This window comes from Psychrobacter sp. ASPA161_9 (assembly GCF_051970275.1).
GTDB lineage: Bacteria > Pseudomonadota > Gammaproteobacteria > Pseudomonadales > Moraxellaceae > Psychrobacter.
The window spans coordinates 39,381-58,511 of the sequence record NZ_JBEFNI010000008.1 but is presented as its reverse complement, the minus strand read 5'-3'; the positions used below and the strand labels follow the sequence as shown (position 1 = coordinate 58,511).

Below are 19,131 nucleotides of genomic sequence, written 5' to 3'. Positions count from 1 at the left end.
TATTAGTATGCTAACAACGGAGTCTAGCTCCATAGCTGTCTAATCTAAAAGTTTTTTTAAGCTCAGCAATTAATTTTGCTGAGCTTTTTTAATTTTGCATATTTGGTTTCTCCTCTGTAGTAATAAATAATCAACGTCACATCAAATGACATTAGCCTTCTTTTTTTCTATAAGTCGCAAATCTAAAATCTAACCCACTTTTCTCATCGTGCATCTGCTCAGATTCTGCTGACATTTCAAAGTTTTTTGGCAGCTTAGGATAAAAGGCATCGCCATCAGTAATTTCAGTATCTACATGAGTCAGCTCAATACGATCGGTATACATAAATGCTTCTCTAAAGACGCGCTCGCCACCAATCACGCAAATCGTATCAAGATGCGCACCGTGTGCGAGACTGGCTGCTTGCGTTAATGCGTCATCTAAATTATGTACGACATAAGCGTCATCACGGCCTTTGAGGCCTTTTTTCTCGGCATAATCTAGCTGCGTCGTAATGATAAAGCTAACACGATTTGGCAATGGCTTGCTGTTCATCGACTCAAAAGTCTTACGACCCATAATGACAATACCTTGAATATCGCCATCATTTGGTTTAGTCGTCATCTTTTTAAAATGCTGCAAATCTGCTGAGATATGCCACGGTAGCTCATTATCTTTGCCGATACAGCGATTGCTACTGATAGCAACGATTTGGGCAACTTCAGTATGGGCATAACTCATAATATATCCTTATTATTCTCATCAGAAAAATGAAGTAAAAAACAGATTTTTATACCGCTACTCTTGCTTTAATAGCTGGATGGGATTCATAACCATTAACGCTAATATCTTCATATTTAAAAGCAAAAATATCATCGACATCAGGATTAAGCGTCAATGTTGGCAGCGTATAAAGCTCGCGTGTCAGCTGCAACTCGACTTGCTCACGGTGGTTTTGATAAATATGACAATCGCCACCCGTCCAGATAAACTCACCAACTTCTAGTCCGCAAACTTGCGCGACCATATGGGTTAACAGCGCATAGCTAGCGATATTAAACGGCACACCTAGGAATAGATCTGCTGAGCGTTGATAGAGCTGGCATGACAGCTTATTGTCCGCGACAAAGAACTGGAACAGCGTGTGGCAAGGTGGCAAAGCGACTTGCTCTGCTTCACTTGGGTTCCAACCGGAGACGATTAAGCGTCTGGAATTGGGGTTGGTTTTTATTTGCTCAACGACTTGGGTGATTTGATCGAAGCCGTCGTTATTATAGCGACTATCTTCGTTTTTAGTAGCACCATAGTTACGCCACTGATGACCATAAACTGGCCCTAAATCTCCAGCAGGACGATTGAAGCGCGCCGTCTGCTCTGCCGTTGCCCATTCATTCCAGATACGCACACCGTGCTCTTGCAAGTAATCGACGTGGGTACTACCGCTTAAAAACCATAATAGCTCATAGACGATAGATTTGAAATGCACTTTTTTGGTGGTCAGTAATGGAAATCCTGACCCTAAGTCAAAACGCAGCTGCGCACCAAAGTGGCTTAGCGTACCCGTACCAGTACGATCGCCTTTCTCAGTACCTTCACTGATAACCTGACGCAGCAAATCCAAGTAGGCTTGCTCGTTTTTACTCTGTTTGTTGTTACTAATGGAGTTGCTAGTGCTCATAAAATTGCTCTTCTACGCTGTCAAAACGTATTTTTAATATAGCTCTTAACATAGTGCTTGATGCAAAATGGTGCTTAATAAGCTGATTGCTTACCCCAATCATAGATGCCACGCTTGTAAGCATAAATGAGTAGGATAAAGCCAAGGATAATCATTGGTGCGCTTAATATTTGTCCTTTAGTCATCCAACCTAACAACACAAACCCTTGATCTGCATCTGGTTGACGGAAGAACTCAATAATAAAGCGACTGATACCATAGCCTAACAAGAATACAGCGGTTGCGGCCATACGCGGACGTGGCTTCGATGAATACCACCATAAGAATATAAACAATAACAGTCCTTCTGCAAAAGCTTCGTATAACTGCGACGGATGACGCGGTAATACGTATTGCCCATTAACTTCAGTCATCAGCTCTTGTAACTGTGGATTGTCCTGTAGTTGCTGCATATCAAAGGCGGCAGCTTGCGGGAAATAAGTCAACCAGTTATAACCGCCGTCAGAGACACGTCCCCATAGCTCACCATTGATGTAGTTACCGATGCGACCAAACAGTAAGCCAGTTGGGACACAAGGGACCACGAAGTCGAATACTTCAAAAGCGCTCTTTTTATATTTGCGTGCAAAGAACCACATGCCGAGCATTACGCCAATGAAGCCGCCGTGGAATGACATACCACCTTCCCAAACTTTGAGAAGATACGCTGGGTTTTGCAACAGCTCGCCAAATTGATAGAACAATACATAACCGACACGGCCACCTAAGATGACACCAAGCGCGCCGTAAAATACCAAGTCAGAAACCATATCGGTTGACCAAGTGTCACGTTTGGTACTGCGATACCAAGCTAGACCATAAGCCGCGGCAAATGCTAATAAATACATTAGGCCATACCAGTGCACTTCTACTGGACCCAAGGACAGCGCCACGGGATCATACTGAGGATGAATCTTCATAAGGGCATCATAATTATTGATAATAGAATGAGGGTCATAATAGCAAAAATAGCTACTTAGGCATACCAAATTACCGTCATCCTAGTTTCATCGTAACAACTTATCTGCCGCTGGTAACATCTAGAAAGGAAGACAGAAAACCGTTAAGATATAAAACTGGGTTTAGAATAAGGCTCACAATAAACACTGCATAAAATAATCGAACAAGAGCACTTTTTAAGAACAATAATAAGTAGATTAATAAGTCATTTTTACATAGCGTCAGATCACGTAAGCTTGCGCTAACCAGCGATGTTAATGGATTAATATTATTTTTAAGGAATTATTATGCGCGCTTACTTTTTAACAGCACCAGTTTCGAGTGATCAAAATTATTCAAAAAAACCGAGCAAGTTGGTATTAAAACAGCTCATGACACCGCTAAGTTTAGTTAGCCTAGTAGCTTTAAGTGTCTCTCCTGCTCAAGCTATCATGAGTAGTGTTGAACAAGTTACCATTTATCAAGGTTTAGCAAGCGTAACTCGTACGTTGCCAATCAGTGGCACGGGTGAGCAGACGCTGATATTTTCGTGTTTATCACCGTCTATTGATCAAGATAGTGTCAGCGTGCAGGCACTTGGCAATGTAAATGTCGGTGAAGTCAGTATTGAAGCTTTAAGCGGTGAGCAAGCAGCACAATGTCAGTACCAAGGTGATGCAAAAGTGCAGGCGCAACAGGCTACCTTAGCCGATATCAACGCTGAGTTAGAAGCGGCACGCTTAGCCAAAGCGTACTTGCAAAATCTGACCAAAGTCACGCAAATAAGTACGGATGGTACATTGGCGAACAATGCGCGTGATTTAGAAACGCAAGCGGCAAGCATTAATAAAAGAATTTTGGATATTCAGCAGCGCCAAGCTCGCGCGCAAGATATACTTAATCAGCTGATGGCAGGTAGCTTAACCTCAACAAGTAATAGTGTGACGCAAGTAAGTGTGCGTACCGCCAGCCGCATGCCAAGCTCAGTAAAGTTGCATTACCAAGTACGCGGCGCAGGTTGGGAGCCAACTTATCAAGCACGCTTAAATACTGAGAGTAAGCAGCTTAGTATCACGGCCTCCGCCGTCATCGCCCAACAAACGGGAGAGAATTGGACCAACGTACCTGTTACTTTGAGTACCATTAATCCCAATCAAAACACCACTAGTCAGCTGCCAAGAGTACCGCTCTTATCTTTATATGAAGAGCGTCAAAATGAATTGGTTAGATATACGCCAGCTGCTATGGAGGCTACTCCAGTGGTAGTCTCTGCAAGAGATAGCTATGGTGGCGGCGAGTCTGCCACAAATACGGCACCGCTGCCGAGCTTTACTGTTAATAGCCAAAATAAAAACGGCATTACCGAATATCGTTTGCCGCAGCGCATCAGCATTCCAAGTGACGGTAGACGGGTACGGACGGTGATTGATGAGCAATCTGGTGATAGTAAGCTTTGGCTACGCAGTACACCAAGCGTCGAGCTAACGGCTTATTGGTATGCATCAGCGCCGTTTTTGACCCCAGCTTGGGTTGATGGTTCATTACAGTTATATCGCGATGATAACTATGTTGGACAGTCGCGTTATAGCTATCAATCGCTAAAAGAGCAGGGCATTGGTTTTGGGGTTGATCCTAATATGCTAGTGAAGCAGTTGACCGATGAAGACAAACAAGGTGATAAAGGAGTATTTAATCGTTTGCAAACTTTGACGACCAAACAAGCTTATCAGTTTACCAATCAGCACAACCGTGGCATGCGCTTGCAAGTTTTAAGCGCTCAGCCTGTCAGCCGTGATGACAGTATTAAAGTTATAGCAACCCATACTCCACCTGTTACTAAGCAGGATTGGAATGACAGTAAAGGCATAGTCGCTTGGGAGTTTGATTTGCCGAGTAAGCAATCACAAGTGGTACAGTCTACTTATCAAATTAGCTACCCTGCCGATAAGAAGCTAAACACCAATTAGTTATCAAAAAAATGTAAAATAACAATCGCGCTAAATGACAGTCGCGTGACAACTGTAAACCTTAAAACATAAAGGAATTCTATGTGCATCGTCGCCATTGCTTGGCAGCTATTTGATGAATTGCCACTAGTACTATTGTCTAATCGCGATGAGTTTTTGCAGCGTCCAACCGAAGAGCTGCATCAGTGGTCTGATAAACCTATCTATGCTGGACGCGATAGCCAAAGTGGTGGCACTTGGTTGGGTATTCATCAAGAGCAGCATACCGATTTTTATGAGCAAAACGGACGCTGGGCCGCCGTACTGAACTTTCGCGATGGTGTGCAGGCGAGTTTGGATGAACGCTCACGTGGCGCACTCGTCACTGATTTTTTGACCAGTAATATAAGTCCAATGGATTTTGCACGGCAAATCAGCTTGCAAGACTACGCGGGCTTTAACCTTATTATTGGTGATGCCACGCAGGCTGTCATTGTCAATAATCGCGGTCATGCACCAACCCCATTGTATGCAGGATTGCATGTCCTCTCTAACGGTCAGCCAGAAGACAGCTGGTTTAAGACTGACCGTTTGCGTGGTCGGCTACGTCAAGAAGTACTGCCGCTAATTGCAGAAAATAACTCGCTTGAGTACTGGCGAGACGCTGCCTTCACTGTGTTGTCAGACAACATTCCAGCGCCAGCGGACAAACTACCCGATACTGGTATTGCTGTTGAGATTGAACAAAGACTATCATCTGTCTATATTGAGCCTGTAGATCTGACAGGGCCTGAGGATGGAGTAATACCAAATTATGGCACTCGCACCCAAAGTATTTTAACGCTACGTAATGATATCAAAGATGCAAAAGTTACTGCTGAGATTATAAGTTGTGAATTTAATGATCATTCAAATACGCAATAAAAAATGCTTATATTAGTATCTAAATTTTCTAGATATTAATATAAGCATCCGTAATGCGTTTTGCATTAAGCTGTTTATTTATTCCATCAACAAATGGTTATCTTGTTCAGGAATAATTAGCTCTTGTCTGAGGGGTAATTCGCGTGCTAACTCTTGCAAAGCACGACGATATACCCCGCGTTTAAAGTGAATCACCTGCCCAAGTGGATACCAATAGCTTACCCATTGCCAGTGATCAAATTCAGGTTTACCCGCATCAAAGCGAATATGTTGCGCGTTCGGCTCATCTAAGCGCAGCAAAAACCATTTTTGTTTTTGCCCAATACACAGTGGATATTGTCCATGGCGCACGTAGCGTTTTGGCAAACGGTAACGCAACCAATCTTGCGTAACTGCCAATAAATCTACGTGACGAGGATATAATCCGACCTCTTCCCAGAGCTCCCGATACATTGCATCCATCGGCGTCTCCCCGCGGTCGATACCGCCTTGCGGGAACTGCCAAGCGTTGTGACCAATACGTTTCGCCCACAGAACTTGCCCCTGTGTATTTGCCAAGATGATGCCGACATTGGCGCGAAAGCCGTCTGCATCTATCATGAACAAATCCTTAAAATTATTTAAAAATAGCTTATCTAAATAGCATGAAATTACAGCAATCATAGTTATTATTGGGTGAATGGTATATTCACACTAATAAAATAAGCTTCATTACCATCATTAAACCAAGAAACAGCCTAAATGTGTAACAGTATTTTGCTATAAAATGTTTCACGAATTTAGATGTTTAAAATCAGCGACTTAGAAAGGCTATTTTGGAGGCAAACTGAAAAGATCAAAATGATAAAGTGGGAAGCACTAAAGCCTAGCTATTTTGTCATATCAGTTATTATCTATAAGCGTTTGATGTGAGTGACAGATAGTCTATAAAACCTTGTTTTGGCCTATGCTACACTAACCAAGTATTGTTAATATTACTCACTATAAAAATAGTTAATTGATTCAATCAAAACTTATAAAAGGACAATGAACAATGTCAGAGTCAAAAGCGAGCGTTACGTGGCAAGAAAACAAAGCCTTTATGGGCGTGTCACCATCAGGGCATAACGTACAGATTGATGCCGATAAAGAAAAAGGTGCCAGCCCGATGGAGTTGATATTGTTGGGGCTTGGTGGTTGTGCCAGTTATGACGTTGTAGCAATTTTGCAAAAGTCGCGTCAGGAAGTGACGGACGTGCGCTGTGAGTTGACAGCACAACGCGCCGAGACTGTACCAGCCGTATATACTGATATTCATATGCACTTCATAGTGACAGGGCAAGACATCAAAGATAAACAAGTTGAAAAGGCTATTCATTTATCAGCAGAAAAATACTGCTCAGCCAGTCGCATGTTGGTACAAGGCGGGGTAAATGTTACTCATGATTTTGAAGTCATTGCAGGGTAAAGGTAGAGATAATTATGAGTGCACTATTTGGATTAATTCCTGATACCGTTGCAGCCGCAATTTGGGCGATGGTGGTTGCAAGTTTGCTACCGTTAGCCATGGCGTTAACAGCAAAAGCCATTGGTGGTTTTAGATTGGCTGACAATGCACATCCGCGTGATTTTTTACAACGTACGACAGGGGCAGCAGCACGCGCTAATGCAGCCCAGCAAAATAGCTATGAAACCTTGCCAGTATTTTTGGCAGCGGTATTAGTTGCGATGTTGTTCTTTGTCCCACAATCGATTATCAATACACTGGCATGGTTATACGTGCTGATTCGTATTGGCTATGGGTTGGCCTACATTGTCAACTTATCGATGTTTCGTTCAGTGCTTTGGGTATTATCAATTGTGTGCTGTTTGATGCTGTTTTATTTGGCGATTCGGATTAGTGCTTAGTTTTGTAGCTGTTAGTTTTGCAGCTATCTAAGCAACTTTACAGTTCTGAGGACTTTTAAATTATTTAAAGTAAAAGTGGCTATTTATGGCTGTGCACTAGTCTGTAGGGCAGTAATAATAGTCGCTTTATTTTTTTCTCTTTTAATGCTTTCCCATAATACTTGCGCTTCGCTGTAGCCTTTAGTGAGCATGCCAAGCCATTGCTTATAACGACCGACTAATACGATGTCATTTTTGGCTTGCCCTTCTAAAAATTTAATTTGATGGGGTATCAATGCCTGCCAAGTCAAAGTCTTAGTATCTGTCATAGAGCTGTCTACCAAATCATTGATACTCTTAGATCCGTCTACACGCGCAATCAAATCTGGACGTGTGACTGCGCCGCGCCCTAACATGAGATGTGAAGTGCCCGCTTGCTGCATACAAGACTGTGCTTGCTCAGCGGTCCATATTTCACCGTTGGCAATCACTGGAATCTTGAGTTTGTTAAATGCTTCGATTTTATCCCAATAGGCAGGCGGCTTATAGCCTTGAGTCTTGGTACGGGCATGAATAGTTAACCAATCTGCACCGCTGTCAGCGATAGCACCCCTAATATCATCCATCTTACTGGTGTCGGTATAACCCAAACGAATTTTAGCAGATACTGGAATATGAGCCGGCACGGCTTTGCGCACAGCACTGATAATCTCATACATGACTTCTGGCTCATCCAACAGCACAGAGCCGCCTCGATGATTATTAACAGTCTTCGCAGGGCAACCAAAATTGATATCGATAGCAGGCGCACCAAGCTCACAGGCAAAAGCTGCGCATTCGGCCATCAACTGCGCTTCACTACCCAGTAGCTGGACGTGAATAGGTGTGCCAGATTCGGTCTTGGCATCATGATGAAGTTCTGGCACATATTTATAAAACACATGAGCTGGCAAGACATGCTGGGTAACACGAATAAACTCGCTGACTGACCAATCATAAGGACGGCCTAAGTCTGCTGCAATTTGGGTCAAAATTTGGCGCATTAGCGGATCGCTCAAGCCTTCCATTGGAGCCAGAAGGCGCACCGGATGTTCAAACAGTTGCTGCATATGGTTGTGTTTATTATCATTATTCATTGGCAATTAATCATTATTAGAAGTAAGTCGAGCAAAAATATTAAAATCTAGTAAGGCCAATTAAGTCCCATAAATCACTTTTTTACCCGTTTGTAATCCTGATATTAAGTCTTGAATGTTGTGAATATCCAAATTGGCCTGAGCACGTGTACAAGCGACATACAATAAGCGCAATTCTTCAGGATTAATTTTTATGCCATTAGTGGTGACATCATAATAAAAGTCATCATCGAGCTGGACGCGCGACCATTCAAGCCCTTTCGCTTTGTGAGCGGTTGAGATGACGTAATCGGCATTTTCGATACTGGTCAGGCTATTCACCGCTTGGCTGAGTACATTGGTCCCATGGTCATCGACCAGTTTAACCAGCGTTTTTAGATCACTACCTTCATTGGTTTCAGAATACTCTTGCACATCACTCCAGTTATAGAAGTATGCCAGTTCGGGTACGCCATACGCCGATTTACCATTTTTTAAGTTTTCGGCTGCTTGGCAGAACTTGAGCATGCGATCAGTATCAGCTTGTAGCGCCACGCGGTGACCGAGTTTAAGCCCAGTTAGTAGCTGCGCCATAGCAGCAGCATTGGTGCGGCAAAGGATAGCGTCTTTCTTACTGTGCACCATACCCTTTTCAGTAGAGGACTGCTTGTGAGGATTTCCTTTAAGCGGGACGTCTTCTTGCAATGCTTTTAGCAGGGTATTAGCAACTTCTGCAATCGGTTCACCAAAGCGAAAGGATTGGGTCAATAAAGTTTGCGGCAACGGTAGCTTTTTCATCGCATTGACGGCGCCGCGCCACTCATAAATTTGCTGATGAGCATCACCCACATAGATGACCTGCCTTGGCTGCTGAGTCAAGATTCCCATCATTAAGGGGTCGGCATCTTGCGCTTCATCAAATAGAATAAAGTCCGCAGGAATGCTAGGTTTAGACAATGCCCATAACTTTAGATAAATATCATGACCGATACCTGCCGGATGGCGTGCATCAATAGACTGCAACCAGCGCTGTTCAACGGCAGGGTAGAGCATTTCGCGCAGCTGCTCTGCGTCGGATTCATCGAGCCAGCTTGGAAACAAAATATGTCTTGGTGCAGGGTAGCTGGCATGAGTACTACAGAAATTGCTAACTGCGTCACTAACGAATCGCGCCAATCTGGCAGGCGTGAGGGTAATGTATTTATTAATCCCATCCATTTGCCTGCGCACTTGTACGGGTTGCAAGCCTAGATCATCACCAAGGCGCTTAGGTGAAAAGCGTGGTAACGATAACTTAGCCGTAATATCACGAGCAACGTGCCGATAAGCGAGCGAATGAAAGGTACGACACTCTACATGCGGTGGGAACTTTTGCCGCGCATCGTTGGCAATGGTTTTATTGAATGCTAAATACAAGCCACGTCCACGCAGACGCTCACCAATAAGTTTTAGCGTCGTTGTTTTACCGGCACCTGCATAGGCGACTACTTTAAATGACTTGTGATCCATCGCCATATTAAGCGCGCTCAGCTGTTCATCAGTGGGATCGCTCATATAAGCTGGCATAGATGCGGACATAAAAAAGCTACCTAAAGTACAAAAAGTGATTAAAAACAACTGGGGTAAAAAAAGCCACTGGATCAACAATGGCTGGCTGGCAATTCAATTATGATAACAAATGAATGGAGATATGTATGAGAGGCGGGTAGATAATTGATGTATCGTCAGTTCATTCTGACTTAAATACAATATCAGATTTGTGCAGCTTGCTACTTATAATCTTTTATTATTTTCATGTTATTTACAATAGATATAGTTAAAGTAATACCAACAAACTAGTCATCGTCAGATGATAAAGCTGCATTTTTATCTTCTTTAATTAATATTTTTGCTAATAATAAACCCAACTCGAACAATAACCACATAGGAATCGCCAGCATCAGCATGGACACACCATCAGGTGGTGTTACTACCGCTGCAACTGCAAAACAGCCAACGATAATATAGCGTCGCTTATCTTCTAAACCCTGAATGGAGACGATGCCAACCAATATCAATAGTAAGGTGACAACAGGAATCTCAAACGTCAATCCAAATACCATGAACAGCTTTAAAGCGAAACTCAAATAACTGTCGATATCAGTCATCGGCAGTACGTTTTGCGGGGCGAACATAATAAAGAACTTCAAAACCCCTTTGAGCACGATAAAGTAAGAAAAAGCTACGCCGGTATAGAATAAAAAGATAGAGGATGACAGGACAGGTATGGCAATTTTTTTCTCTTTCTTATATAAACCTGGCGCTACAAATGACCAAATTTGATAAAGAATATAGGGCATGGCTACGAATGCGGCCACAAATACAGTCAGACGTATCGGGGCCATAAAGTTAGAGGTAATATCTGTCGCAATCATGGTCGAATTAGCGGGTAGTTGCGCGACCAATGGATCTGATAAAAAGTTATATAGCTCGCGTGAGAACCCTACCAATGCTAAAAATATTATTAATATTGCTACGCAGATTTTGATTAAATGGGTACGCAGCTCTATCAAGTGCTCAGTAATGGGCATATCGATTAGCTTACTTAACATGTCATCAGAACTGCTATCAGGTGCGACATCTGCTTGCTCCTGCGCGCTATCTTCAGTCTCCGCTATTTTTTCTTGCCGACTTTTTTGCCGTTTAAATAAGCTCATTTAGGCGTCTCCTGTTTGATTAACGAGGAGGGCATAGTCAATTTATTTTGGTCTACATCATCATCAGAGGTATTATCCGATGAATAGCTTTCTGATAGCTCGAGTTCAGCTTGGATAGATTCCAGCTCTTCGTCGATAGGCTCCATCTTTTCATCTAAGCCATGATGCGAAAAGTTAGAATGTGAAAAACCATCATTCAATAGAGTGTCTGCTTTATAATTAGGCAGATATGGAGGTGCAGGTAGGCGGCGCGCTTTATCATAAGCACTAAGACGGAACCACATATTTTCCCATGGTCTAGTGATAAAACGATGCGGAATATTGTTAGAAGTAGCTAAAGGGTCTGAGGCGTATTTTTTGGGATCATCAAAATTTGGATCATCAAAATTTTCATCGTCATAAATATTAGATAAGTCTCTTAATTCTTCATCCTGCTCATAATCATAAGCAAATTCTGTTGGCATACTTGATGCTACAGAAGTTTCTGCCTCCAACTCATCAATCGTGTCTTGTTTCTGAGCGTCTTGGCTCTGATAATGATCTGAATTAGAGTTCTTTGGCTTGTTGATAGCATCCATACTTTGATGTTGCGAATATTCAAACTCTTGCATACTACCGCGCAATTCTGCCATTTCGCGCTTCATATCGGCTTCAGTTTGGCGGATTTTAGCAAGCTCGTCTTGCATCTGTTTGCGAGTTTCAGCCAAGTCAAGCTCAGCCTCTATTTCAGATTGCAGCGTTGAGACTGTACGACGCAATTTGGCATACCATTGCCCAGCAGTCCGTGCAGCCTGAGGCAGCTTTTCTGGACCTAATACAATTAAGGCAATGACGCCAAACAAGAGTAATTCAGAAAATCCGATATCAAACATAACTGTCAAATATATTCGTCAACATTCTATTCAACGACGCTGTTTATAAGTAATTTATAGACGACGCGTATCATACCTTATGCTTATCATTAGAGGTAGTAGGACTGATTTCTATATCATCAACCTTAGTACCGGTCTGCGAATTTGCCGAAGTATTATTCAATTCGGTATCTGATTTAGACACACTAGCATCATGATCAAGAACGCGACGCTTACGCGCATGTTCCGTCTCTTCATCTTTAACGGCTTCTTTAAAACCTTTTACTGCGCCGCCCAAATCTTTGCCAGCGTTTCTGAGTTTGGAGGTGCCAAATACGACAACCACCACAACCAGTAAAATCAGCCAATGGGTAATGGAAAAACTGCCCATAACGGTATCCTTATGTCTTGATAAAACCAATATATATGGTATCACTTGAAACTTACTAGCCGAACGATAAAATGTTTCGGACACGTAAGATTTAAGTCATTAAGGCTACATTATAACGCGCACAGATGACAAAAAGTTGAAAACAACAATAATTACACAAGCTTATTTCATCTACGGCTGTCTTGCGGCTTTCTCATCAATACCTGATAGCCCGAAACGTCGTCCTAGCTCATTTAGTACCGCATCGGACTCTATATCGAACCACGCTAATCCTACTAAAGTATGAAACCAGACATCCGCTACCTCATAAATTAATTCATGACGTGCAGCATCGTACTGCGCCTTGTCTGTAAGCTCATTACAGCTAGCAAAGTCTTTGGCGGCAATGATACTTTCGGTAGCTTCTTCACCTACTTTTTCTAAAATTTTATTAAGACCATGAGCATATAAACTGGCCACATAAGAGCTGTCTGCTGCTGCCTGTTTACGCTCAGCCAACACACGGTCAAGCTGTGGCAATATAGTCGTATTAACATCTTTGTTTGCTTGATTATTGCTGTTAATAAGATCTTTTTGACGAATAGAACTATTTACATTATTTTCGTCCGTACTGTTATGTAAACTAGAATCTAAATCTCTGTTATCGGATTTATAAATGTCAGCCGGATCTTTTAGTATTGCATCGACTGTTTGCCAGACTGGCTCTGAACCCGACACATCTAAACGTTGATAGAAACAAGATTCGCGCCCTGTATGACAGGCTATACCGCCAACCTGAGTAACACTTAGCACGATCACATCTGCATCACAGTCTAGATGAATATCGTGCACCTGTTGAGTATGACCTGAGGTCTCGCCTTTATGCCAGAGCTGATTGCGTGAGCGTGAAAAATAGACCGCTGTTTGCGTTTGTGCGGTTATTTGTAGAGACTCAGCATTCATCCATGCCATCATTAAAATGCGTCCTGTCTCATGATCTTGTGCAATCGCAGGGATGAGTCCATCGGTGTTAAAGCTTACAGTAGTCAGCCAAGCAGGTATGGTCATAATCTGTCTTCTTATAAAGGTTAGGTTGCAGAGAAGTAGCAGAGATGAGGCCTAAGAAGCTAACACTATTGATCAATAATGGCTAAAATGGCTTCTGCTCCAAGGCCTCTTTGATATCATTATGAAACGATATAGCTTTATTCGATCGATAGTCATATTGAATAAAGCGTTTACGCGCTTTTGCTACTAGTGAGCCATCATACATACGCGTCACTTTAATAGCCATATCGCCACTCTTATCAGATATCTGCTCTACGCCCAATTCAAATAATAGCTCTTCACGAGCGCGAACGCGACTAACAACCTTCAGTTGTAAATCACTAATAATCAATCCTTGATAATCTGAATTGATCTCTTTTATACCTTTAGAGTATAAAAAACGCGCCCGTGCTTCAGCCAATAGTGTAATAAGAGATTCTAACGTCAAATGCTGGCCGACATCAATCTCTGTATTGCGTACACGCATAACTGTCTCAAAGACAAAAACATCATCATTGAATTCTAACTCTTGGTCTGTCAACGTCATCTCCTATATGAATTATCAGAACGTCTCAGACGCCATTGTTATCAATAAAACATAGCTTAGTCTGACATTCAATCAATTTAGGAATAAGCGGTAGTATTACTTCACTGACTGTTTTTATTTTTATATAAAGTATCTACTATTATCAATATCATAGCTTTTAATAGCGATTTTTAAAAAAATAACAAGTAAGCTGTCATATAAAGTGAGTAATGGTAGGGGCTAGTCAATCTATCCAAGATATATTTTTATAAAAGCCTAAATAGTCTCATCTAAAACTTTACTTGGCAAAATCCTCGTGCTTCTGCTAAAATAGCGCCTCCCACCTCGAGGCAGATAGAGGTTTAGTGGTTGTTTTTAACGCTACTAATCAGTATTAACTATTTGACGACCAGGTTCTAACACAGAAAAAGAGGCACATCATCATGAAAGTTAAGATGAAAACCAGAAGCGGTGCAGCTAAACGCTTCAAAAAAACAGCGAATGGCTTTAAGCGTAAGCAAGCATTCAAAAGCCATATTTTGACCAAGAAATCAGCTAAGCGTATTCGCCAGTTGCGCGGTCTTAAGATGGTGGACAAGTCTGACGAAGCAGCAGTTCGTCGTATGTGCCCATACATCTAATAGCCTATTGTCATCTATATTTTGTTTAAAATATTTGACGTTGCAATCTGATAGCGATGTCTATCATTCAATGACATCGTGATTCGTTTAACAGTGATTAAAGAAATCTTGGAGTAATTTATGGCCCGTGTAAAACGTGGTGTACAGGCAAATCGCCGTCACAAAAAAATCTTAAAGCGCGCAAAAGGCTACTACGGTGCCCGTTCACGTGTTTACCGCGTAGCGGTACAAGCAGTGACCAAAGCTGGTCAATATGCTTATCGTGACCGTCGCAACAAAAAACGTACTTTCCGTCGTCTTTGGATTGCACGTATCAATGCTGGTGCACGCTTAAACGGCTTAAGCTATAGCCGCTTTATCAATGGTATGAAAAAAGCTAACATCGCAATCGATCGTCGTGTACTTGCTGACATCGCTATGCATGATGCAGCGACTTTCACAGCATTGGTCGAAAAAGCAAAAGCGGAATTGGCCTAAATATTGACCGTCCTTTAGGTATTCAACTTATTTAAGTGAGTATGTAAAAGGATAGGAATAATATTGATTAATAGTACAATATTAATAAAAGCTACCGCTAGTCGGTGGCTTTTTTTATATTAGATTATTTTACGGTTTATTTTAATAATGTTTGAGCTACCTATCTGTTTTGTAAAACTGCATCTCTAACCGTCTAAATATTCAAGCCATTAATATAACTAGCCTTTATTTTCTGTTATTTGAAAGTATTTAAATAACAACAACTGGGTAAATGGTTTGCAATATTTGGTCGAACCCCTACAATTACCAATCACTATAATTAATAGTCCGTTTAAATCAGGAATAATGCGTCTTATGACTACCCCTGCTGCCACTGCCGATTTGTCGGCGCTACCGACTTTGTCCTTGGAGCTCAACGAGCTCAATGAATCTCAACTAAATGAATTTGCCAGTTCCGCTGAAGCTTTAATCTTGCAAGTAACCGATGCGCGTGCGCTACAAGACTTACGTGTACAACTGACTGGTAAAAAAAGCCCTTTAACTGGCTGGTCAAAGCAGATGGGTAAGCTCAGTAGCGATGACAAAAAAACGTATGGTGGCTGGTTGCATCAAGTACGTAGTCGCATTCAGCAAGCACTGACTGACCAGCAGCAACAATTAGAAATGGCGGCATTAAATGCCAAGCTTGAAGCCGAAAATATTGATATTACTTTGCCTGCGCGCGGTGGTCAGAAAGGTCATTTGCATCCGGTAACGATGATTACCCAGCGTATGCAGCAATATTTTGTGCAAGCAGGTTTTAATGTCGCCACTGGTCCTGAAGTTGAGAGCGATTACTATAACTTTGAAGCACTAAATATTCCGTCGCATCATCCTGCTCGTGCGATGCACGATACATTCTATTTTGACGCACATTATTTATTGCGTACACATACTAGTCCAGTGCAAATTCGCACGATGGAAAAGAATGAACCACCGATTCGTATTATTTGCCCAGGTCGGGTGTATCGCAATGACTCGGATCAAACCCATTCTCCGATGTTCCATCAGTTAGAAGGGCTTATGGTTACTGAGTCGAGTACCTTCGCAGAGTTAAAAGGCTTAATTAGTGAGTTCTTAGAAGCGTTCTTTGCCAAAGAGCTGACCGTCCGTTTCCGCCCCTCATTTTTCCCATTCACCGAGCCTTCTGCTGAAGTAGATATCTTAGATGATAATGGCAAATGGCTTGAGGTTATGGGCTGCGGTATGGTACATCCACAAGTGCTGACCAACTGCGGTATTGATGCCGAAAAATACACTGGCTTTGCTTTTGGGATGGGTATTGAGCGCTTTGCGATGCTGTATTACGGTATTGATGACTTGCGTTTATTTTTCCAAAATGACGTACGCTTCTTAAAACAGTTTGGCTAGAGTGCTCTCTGTTTATATAAAAAGTGCTCCTTGTTAATATGACAGGTTAATAGTCCAACCTTTAATTCAAAATCTTTATTATAAAATTCTGATCCGAGATATTTATGAAAATTAGCGAACAGTGGCTACGTCAATGGGTAAACCCCAACAATACCAGTGAGCAATTGGCCGAACAATTAACCATGGCGGGGCTAGAGATTGACGATCGCTTTGCAGTTGCTCGTGCCTTTAGTGGTGTGGTGATCGGTGAAGTAATAAGCGTTGAGCAGCATCCAGATGCTGATAAATTACGTGTCACGCAGGTGAATATTGGTGCAGCTGAACCGCTTCAAATCGTTTGCGGTGCACCCAATGTGACTGTCGGTATGAAAGCGCCAGTTGCTACCGTTGGTGCAGTGTTGCCAAGCGATGATGCAAAAGGTTTTAAAATAAAAAATGGCAACCTACGTGGTGTCGACTCTAACGGTATGCTTTGCGGTGCGTCTGAAATTGATTTAACCGATAGTATTGATGGTCTGCTTGAGCTGCCAGCTGATGCGCCAATTGGCACAGATATCCGCGAATACTTAGGCTTAGATAACCAGATACTAGATATCTCAATCACCCCAAACCGTGGTGATTGCTTTAGTGTACGTGGTATTGCGCGCGAGATATCGGTCATTAACGATTTGCCGATGCAGCAGCTAGAGATTACTAACAACGTAGCAGTTACTGAGAACGGTGCAACTCCTGCGGTAACAGTGAGCGCAGTTGAGGCTTGCCCACGCTATTTACTGCAGTCAATCAGTAATATTGATCGTAGCATCAACACTCCAAAATGGATGCAAGATGCGCTAGTCCAGTCAGGACTACGTTCACACAACTTTTTGGTTGACGTAACCAATTACGTATTGATGGAATTAGGTCAACCGCTACATGCTTTTGATGCCGATACCATTGTTGGGGATATTGTTGTACGTTTGGCACAGCCTGCCGAGACGATTACCCTACTGAGTGAGCAAACCTTTACCTTAACGGGTGATGAATTGGTCATTGCTGATGATGAAGGTGCACTTGCACTTGCCGGTATTATGGGCGGTCAGCGTAGCAGTGTCACCGATAGTACAACTAACATTGTTTTAGAAAGTGCCTTCTTTAGCCCATTGGCGATTGCTGCGCGCGCACGCCGTTTTGGCTTGCATACTGATGCCTCACAACGTTTTGAGCGCGGGGTAGACTTTGAGTTACCAGAGCTAGCTTTGGCACGTGCTTGTGATTTAGTGACTAGTATTACTGGTAGTCAAGCTGGGCAAATAGTAAAAGCGGAAAGTAGCGATCATCTACCATCGCGTGCGCCAATCACCTTGCCAATTGCTAAAGTCCGTGATGTCATCGGTATTGAGATTGAGCCAGCGGTAATGGTGCGTATTTTGACCCAGCTAGGGTTCGAAGTAGCGCAGCAAGTGGATAGCCTTATTTGTACGCCGCCATCTTATCGCTTTGATATGAGTATTAAAGAAGACTTAATTGAAGAAATTGCGCGTATTTACGGCTATGACAATATTCCAAGCGTCTTGCCACACTTGCAAGTCAGCATGGATTATGATGATACGGCGGACTTGACTCACGAGATGAAGCTGGCATTGGTCGATAACGGCTATATGGAAGCGATTAGCTTTAGCTTTAGTGATGCAAAAATAGAAGCTTTGTTCGATGATGAAGCGCTAGGAGAAGTGTTGGCACTGGCCAATCCTATCTCTAGTGACTTGGCGGTGATGCGCCGTACTTTGCTATCAAGCTTATTGCCTTGTGTGCAATATAACTTAAATCGTCAGCAGCCACGCGTACGTTTCTTTGAGACTGGCCTTAGCTTTGTTGGTCACAGTATTAGTGATTTGGTACAGACACCAAGTATTGCTTTGGTAGCAGTCGGCAATATTTTGAATGAGCAAGCTTATCAGAATCGTGCGCTAGATTTTTATGATCTTAAGTATGATATTGAGCAATTAATACCTGCGCAGATTGATAGTGCGCGTATCCGCTATGAGCGTAGTAGTTTGAGCTTTTTGCATCCTGGACAAAGCGCGAAATTATATATCGATGATCAGTATGTCGGCTGGCTGGGACAATTGCATCCTAATACGGCTAAGCAATTAGATCTACCTGCTACTTGGGTCGCTCAATTATCACTGGCACCGTTGCTGACGCTTGCTCGCGAACAGAACGCAATTACCACTCCAAGTAAGTTCCCACAAGTACGCCGCGATATTGCAATCTTGGTGGATAGTGATATCAGCTTACAGACATTAGAGTCAACGATACGCAATACAGCAGGTGCTCTACTGACTGACTTATGGTTGTTTGATGTCTATCAAGGCGATAATGTACCGACTGGTCAACGTTCGCTAGCTTTTGCGCTAATATGGCAGGACAACACGCAAACCTTATCTGACGAAGTGATAAAAACTGCAACTGACAAAGTGATTCAGATATTGATTGCCCAATATGGCGCCCAGCTACGCGATAGCTAACTATATTTAGCTAAGTGGTTATTAATAAAGAGTTTTATTTCAAGATTTGTTAAAAATTGAGTAAAAATACTTTATAATGCCTAAACTTGATTCAAAAGTACGGTCATTTAATGGCC

The 19,131-nt window shown here is 42.4% G+C and carries 19 protein-coding genes; 8 read left to right on the top strand and 11 right to left on the bottom strand.

Features of this window, described 5'->3' with window-relative positions:
* Window positions 1-151: 151 nt before the first annotated feature.
* From ACTQ9S_RS10175 to lgt, 3 genes are all read right to left on the bottom strand, one after another.
* The gene (locus ACTQ9S_RS10175; RefSeq protein ID WP_440454880.1) at window positions 152-721 is read right to left on the bottom strand and encodes a dihydrofolate reductase; all 570 of its coding nucleotides are present in this window, start codon (window positions 719-721) and stop codon (window positions 152-154) included.
* 49 nt (window positions 722-770) lie between these two features.
* Window positions 771-1,658 (bottom strand): thymidylate synthase, encoded by an 888-nt coding sequence (locus ACTQ9S_RS10170; RefSeq protein WP_440454879.1) that lies wholly within the window; start codon window positions 1,656-1,658, stop codon window positions 771-773.
* Window positions 1,659-1,732: 74 nt separating this feature from the next.
* Complete coding sequence (gene lgt / locus ACTQ9S_RS10165) at window positions 1,733-2,617, bottom strand: prolipoprotein diacylglyceryl transferase (RefSeq protein ID WP_440454878.1); 885 nt, start codon at window positions 2,615-2,617, stop codon at window positions 1,733-1,735.
* Window positions 2,618-2,944: 327 nt separating this feature from the next.
* Here lgt and ACTQ9S_RS10160 point away from each other — a divergent pair, with 327 nt between their 5' ends.
* Both ACTQ9S_RS10160 and ACTQ9S_RS10155 read left to right on the top strand, forming a co-directional pair.
* Window positions 2,945-4,603, top strand: a complete 1,659-nt coding sequence (locus ACTQ9S_RS10160) for a DUF4139 domain-containing protein (RefSeq protein WP_440454877.1) — start codon at window positions 2,945-2,947, stop codon at window positions 4,601-4,603.
* Window positions 4,604-4,684: 81 nt separating this feature from the next.
* Window positions 4,685-5,506 (top strand): NRDE family protein, encoded by an 822-nt coding sequence (locus tag ACTQ9S_RS10155; RefSeq protein WP_068038314.1) that lies wholly within the window; start codon window positions 4,685-4,687, stop codon window positions 5,504-5,506.
* A gap of 78 nt (window positions 5,507-5,584) precedes the next feature.
* Here ACTQ9S_RS10155 and ACTQ9S_RS10150 read toward each other — a convergent pair whose 3' ends face one another.
* Entirely contained in the window at window positions 5,585-6,106 is a 522-nt protein-coding gene (locus ACTQ9S_RS10150) for an RNA pyrophosphohydrolase (protein ID WP_068038310.1), read from the bottom strand.
* A 433-nt stretch (window positions 6,107-6,539) separates the two neighbouring features.
* Between ACTQ9S_RS10150 and ACTQ9S_RS10145 the strand changes: the two genes are divergently transcribed.
* Together ACTQ9S_RS10145 and ACTQ9S_RS10140 are read left to right on the top strand one after the other, a co-directional pair.
* Window positions 6,540-6,953, top strand: coding sequence for an OsmC family protein (locus tag ACTQ9S_RS10145; RefSeq protein WP_068038307.1), 414 nt, complete (start codon window positions 6,540-6,542; stop codon window positions 6,951-6,953).
* A 14-nt stretch (window positions 6,954-6,967) separates the two neighbouring features.
* Window positions 6,968-7,393 (top strand): MAPEG family protein, encoded by a 426-nt coding sequence (locus tag ACTQ9S_RS10140; protein WP_068038304.1) that lies wholly within the window; start codon window positions 6,968-6,970, stop codon window positions 7,391-7,393.
* 83 nt (window positions 7,394-7,476) lie between these two features.
* Here the strand turns inward: ACTQ9S_RS10140 and ACTQ9S_RS10135 are convergent, their stop codons facing one another.
* The 7 genes from ACTQ9S_RS10135 to ACTQ9S_RS10105 form a co-directional block, all read right to left on the bottom strand.
* Complete coding sequence (locus ACTQ9S_RS10135; RefSeq protein ID WP_440454876.1) at window positions 7,477-8,508, bottom strand: tRNA dihydrouridine synthase; 1,032 nt, start codon at window positions 8,506-8,508, stop codon at window positions 7,477-7,479.
* Between the two features lie 60 nt (window positions 8,509-8,568).
* Window positions 8,569-10,065 (bottom strand): UvrD-helicase domain-containing protein, encoded by a 1,497-nt coding sequence (locus tag ACTQ9S_RS10130; RefSeq protein WP_068038298.1) that lies wholly within the window; start codon window positions 10,063-10,065, stop codon window positions 8,569-8,571.
* A 257-nt stretch (window positions 10,066-10,322) separates the two neighbouring features.
* Window positions 10,323-11,183, bottom strand: a complete 861-nt coding sequence (gene tatC, locus ACTQ9S_RS10125; RefSeq protein ID WP_068038295.1) for a twin-arginine translocase subunit TatC — start codon at window positions 11,181-11,183, stop codon at window positions 10,323-10,325.
* Entirely contained in the window at window positions 11,180-12,055 is an 876-nt protein-coding gene (gene tatB / locus ACTQ9S_RS10120; protein ID WP_440454875.1) for a Sec-independent protein translocase protein TatB, read from the bottom strand. Before tatB ends, tatC begins: the two co-directional genes overlap by 4 nt.
* Before the next feature lie 70 nt (window positions 12,056-12,125).
* Window positions 12,126-12,425, bottom strand: a complete 300-nt coding sequence (gene tatA, locus ACTQ9S_RS10115) for a Sec-independent protein translocase subunit TatA (RefSeq protein WP_068038291.1) — start codon at window positions 12,423-12,425, stop codon at window positions 12,126-12,128.
* Between the two features lie 171 nt (window positions 12,426-12,596).
* Window positions 12,597-13,472 carry a bifunctional phosphoribosyl-AMP cyclohydrolase/phosphoribosyl-ATP diphosphatase HisIE gene (hisIE, locus tag ACTQ9S_RS10110; RefSeq protein ID WP_440454874.1) on the bottom strand — a complete coding sequence of 292 codons (876 nt, stop codon included), beginning with the start codon at window positions 13,470-13,472 and terminating at the stop codon, window positions 12,597-12,599.
* An 82-nt stretch (window positions 13,473-13,554) separates the two neighbouring features.
* Complete coding sequence (locus tag ACTQ9S_RS10105; protein WP_068039514.1) at window positions 13,555-13,992, bottom strand: acyl-CoA thioesterase; 438 nt, start codon at window positions 13,990-13,992, stop codon at window positions 13,555-13,557.
* 428 nt (window positions 13,993-14,420) lie between these two features.
* Between ACTQ9S_RS10105 and rpmI the strand changes: the two genes are divergently transcribed.
* From rpmI to pheT, 4 genes are all read left to right on the top strand, one after another.
* Complete coding sequence (gene rpmI / locus ACTQ9S_RS10100; protein ID WP_011281253.1) at window positions 14,421-14,618, top strand: 50S ribosomal protein L35; 198 nt, start codon at window positions 14,421-14,423, stop codon at window positions 14,616-14,618.
* A 120-nt stretch (window positions 14,619-14,738) separates the two neighbouring features.
* The gene (rplT, locus tag ACTQ9S_RS10095; RefSeq protein ID WP_011281252.1) at window positions 14,739-15,095 is read left to right on the top strand and encodes a 50S ribosomal protein L20; all 357 of its coding nucleotides are present in this window, start codon (window positions 14,739-14,741) and stop codon (window positions 15,093-15,095) included.
* Window positions 15,096-15,449: 354 nt separating this feature from the next.
* The gene (gene pheS, locus ACTQ9S_RS10090) at window positions 15,450-16,505 is read left to right on the top strand and encodes a phenylalanine--tRNA ligase subunit alpha (RefSeq protein ID WP_440454873.1); all 1,056 of its coding nucleotides are present in this window, start codon (window positions 15,450-15,452) and stop codon (window positions 16,503-16,505) included.
* Between the two features lie 104 nt (window positions 16,506-16,609).
* Window positions 16,610-19,015 (top strand): phenylalanine--tRNA ligase subunit beta, encoded by a 2,406-nt coding sequence (pheT, locus tag ACTQ9S_RS10085; RefSeq protein ID WP_440454872.1) that lies wholly within the window; start codon window positions 16,610-16,612, stop codon window positions 19,013-19,015.
* The last annotated feature ends 116 nt before the right edge of the window (window positions 19,016-19,131 follow it).

What these genes read in the sequence shown, in the direction of transcription:
- ACTQ9S_RS10135 (WP_440454876.1), bottom strand. Translation starts at nt 8,508, where the DNA reads ATGAATAATGATAATAAACACAACCATATGCAGCAACTGTTTGAACAT.
- ACTQ9S_RS10175 (WP_440454880.1), bottom strand. Translation starts at nt 721, where the DNA reads ATGAGTTATGCCCATACTGAAGTTGCCCAAATCGTTGCTATCAGTAGC.
- ACTQ9S_RS10160 (WP_440454877.1), top strand. Translation starts at nt 2,945, where the DNA reads ATGCGCGCTTACTTTTTAACAGCACCAGTTTCGAGTGATCAAAATTAT.
- pheT (WP_440454872.1), top strand. Translation starts at nt 16,610, where the DNA reads ATGAAAATTAGCGAACAGTGGCTACGTCAATGGGTAAACCCCAACAAT.
- tatC (WP_068038295.1), bottom strand. Translation starts at nt 11,183, where the DNA reads ATGAGCTTATTTAAACGGCAAAAAAGTCGGCAAGAAAAAATAGCGGAG.
- hisIE (WP_440454874.1), bottom strand. Translation starts at nt 13,472, where the DNA reads ATGACCATACCTGCTTGGCTGACTACTGTAAGCTTTAACACCGATGGA.
- rplT (WP_011281252.1), top strand. Translation starts at nt 14,739, where the DNA reads ATGGCCCGTGTAAAACGTGGTGTACAGGCAAATCGCCGTCACAAAAAA.
- tatA (WP_068038291.1), bottom strand. Translation starts at nt 12,425, where the DNA reads ATGGGCAGTTTTTCCATTACCCATTGGCTGATTTTACTGGTTGTGGTG.
- ACTQ9S_RS10155 (WP_068038314.1), top strand. Translation starts at nt 4,685, where the DNA reads ATGTGCATCGTCGCCATTGCTTGGCAGCTATTTGATGAATTGCCACTA.
- ACTQ9S_RS10145 (WP_068038307.1), top strand. Translation starts at nt 6,540, where the DNA reads ATGTCAGAGTCAAAAGCGAGCGTTACGTGGCAAGAAAACAAAGCCTTT.
- lgt (WP_440454878.1), bottom strand. Translation starts at nt 2,617, where the DNA reads ATGAAGATTCATCCTCAGTATGATCCCGTGGCGCTGTCCTTGGGTCCA.
- rpmI (WP_011281253.1), top strand. Translation starts at nt 14,421, where the DNA reads ATGAAAGTTAAGATGAAAACCAGAAGCGGTGCAGCTAAACGCTTCAAA.
- ACTQ9S_RS10170 (WP_440454879.1), bottom strand. Translation starts at nt 1,658, where the DNA reads ATGAGCACTAGCAACTCCATTAGTAACAACAAACAGAGTAAAAACGAG.
- tatB (WP_440454875.1), bottom strand. Translation starts at nt 12,055, where the DNA reads ATGTTTGATATCGGATTTTCTGAATTACTCTTGTTTGGCGTCATTGCC.
- ACTQ9S_RS10150 (WP_068038310.1), bottom strand. Translation starts at nt 6,106, where the DNA reads ATGATAGATGCAGACGGCTTTCGCGCCAATGTCGGCATCATCTTGGCA.
- pheS (WP_440454873.1), top strand. Translation starts at nt 15,450, where the DNA reads ATGACTACCCCTGCTGCCACTGCCGATTTGTCGGCGCTACCGACTTTG.
- ACTQ9S_RS10140 (WP_068038304.1), top strand. Translation starts at nt 6,968, where the DNA reads ATGAGTGCACTATTTGGATTAATTCCTGATACCGTTGCAGCCGCAATT.
- ACTQ9S_RS10130 (WP_068038298.1), bottom strand. Translation starts at nt 10,065, where the DNA reads ATGTCCGCATCTATGCCAGCTTATATGAGCGATCCCACTGATGAACAG.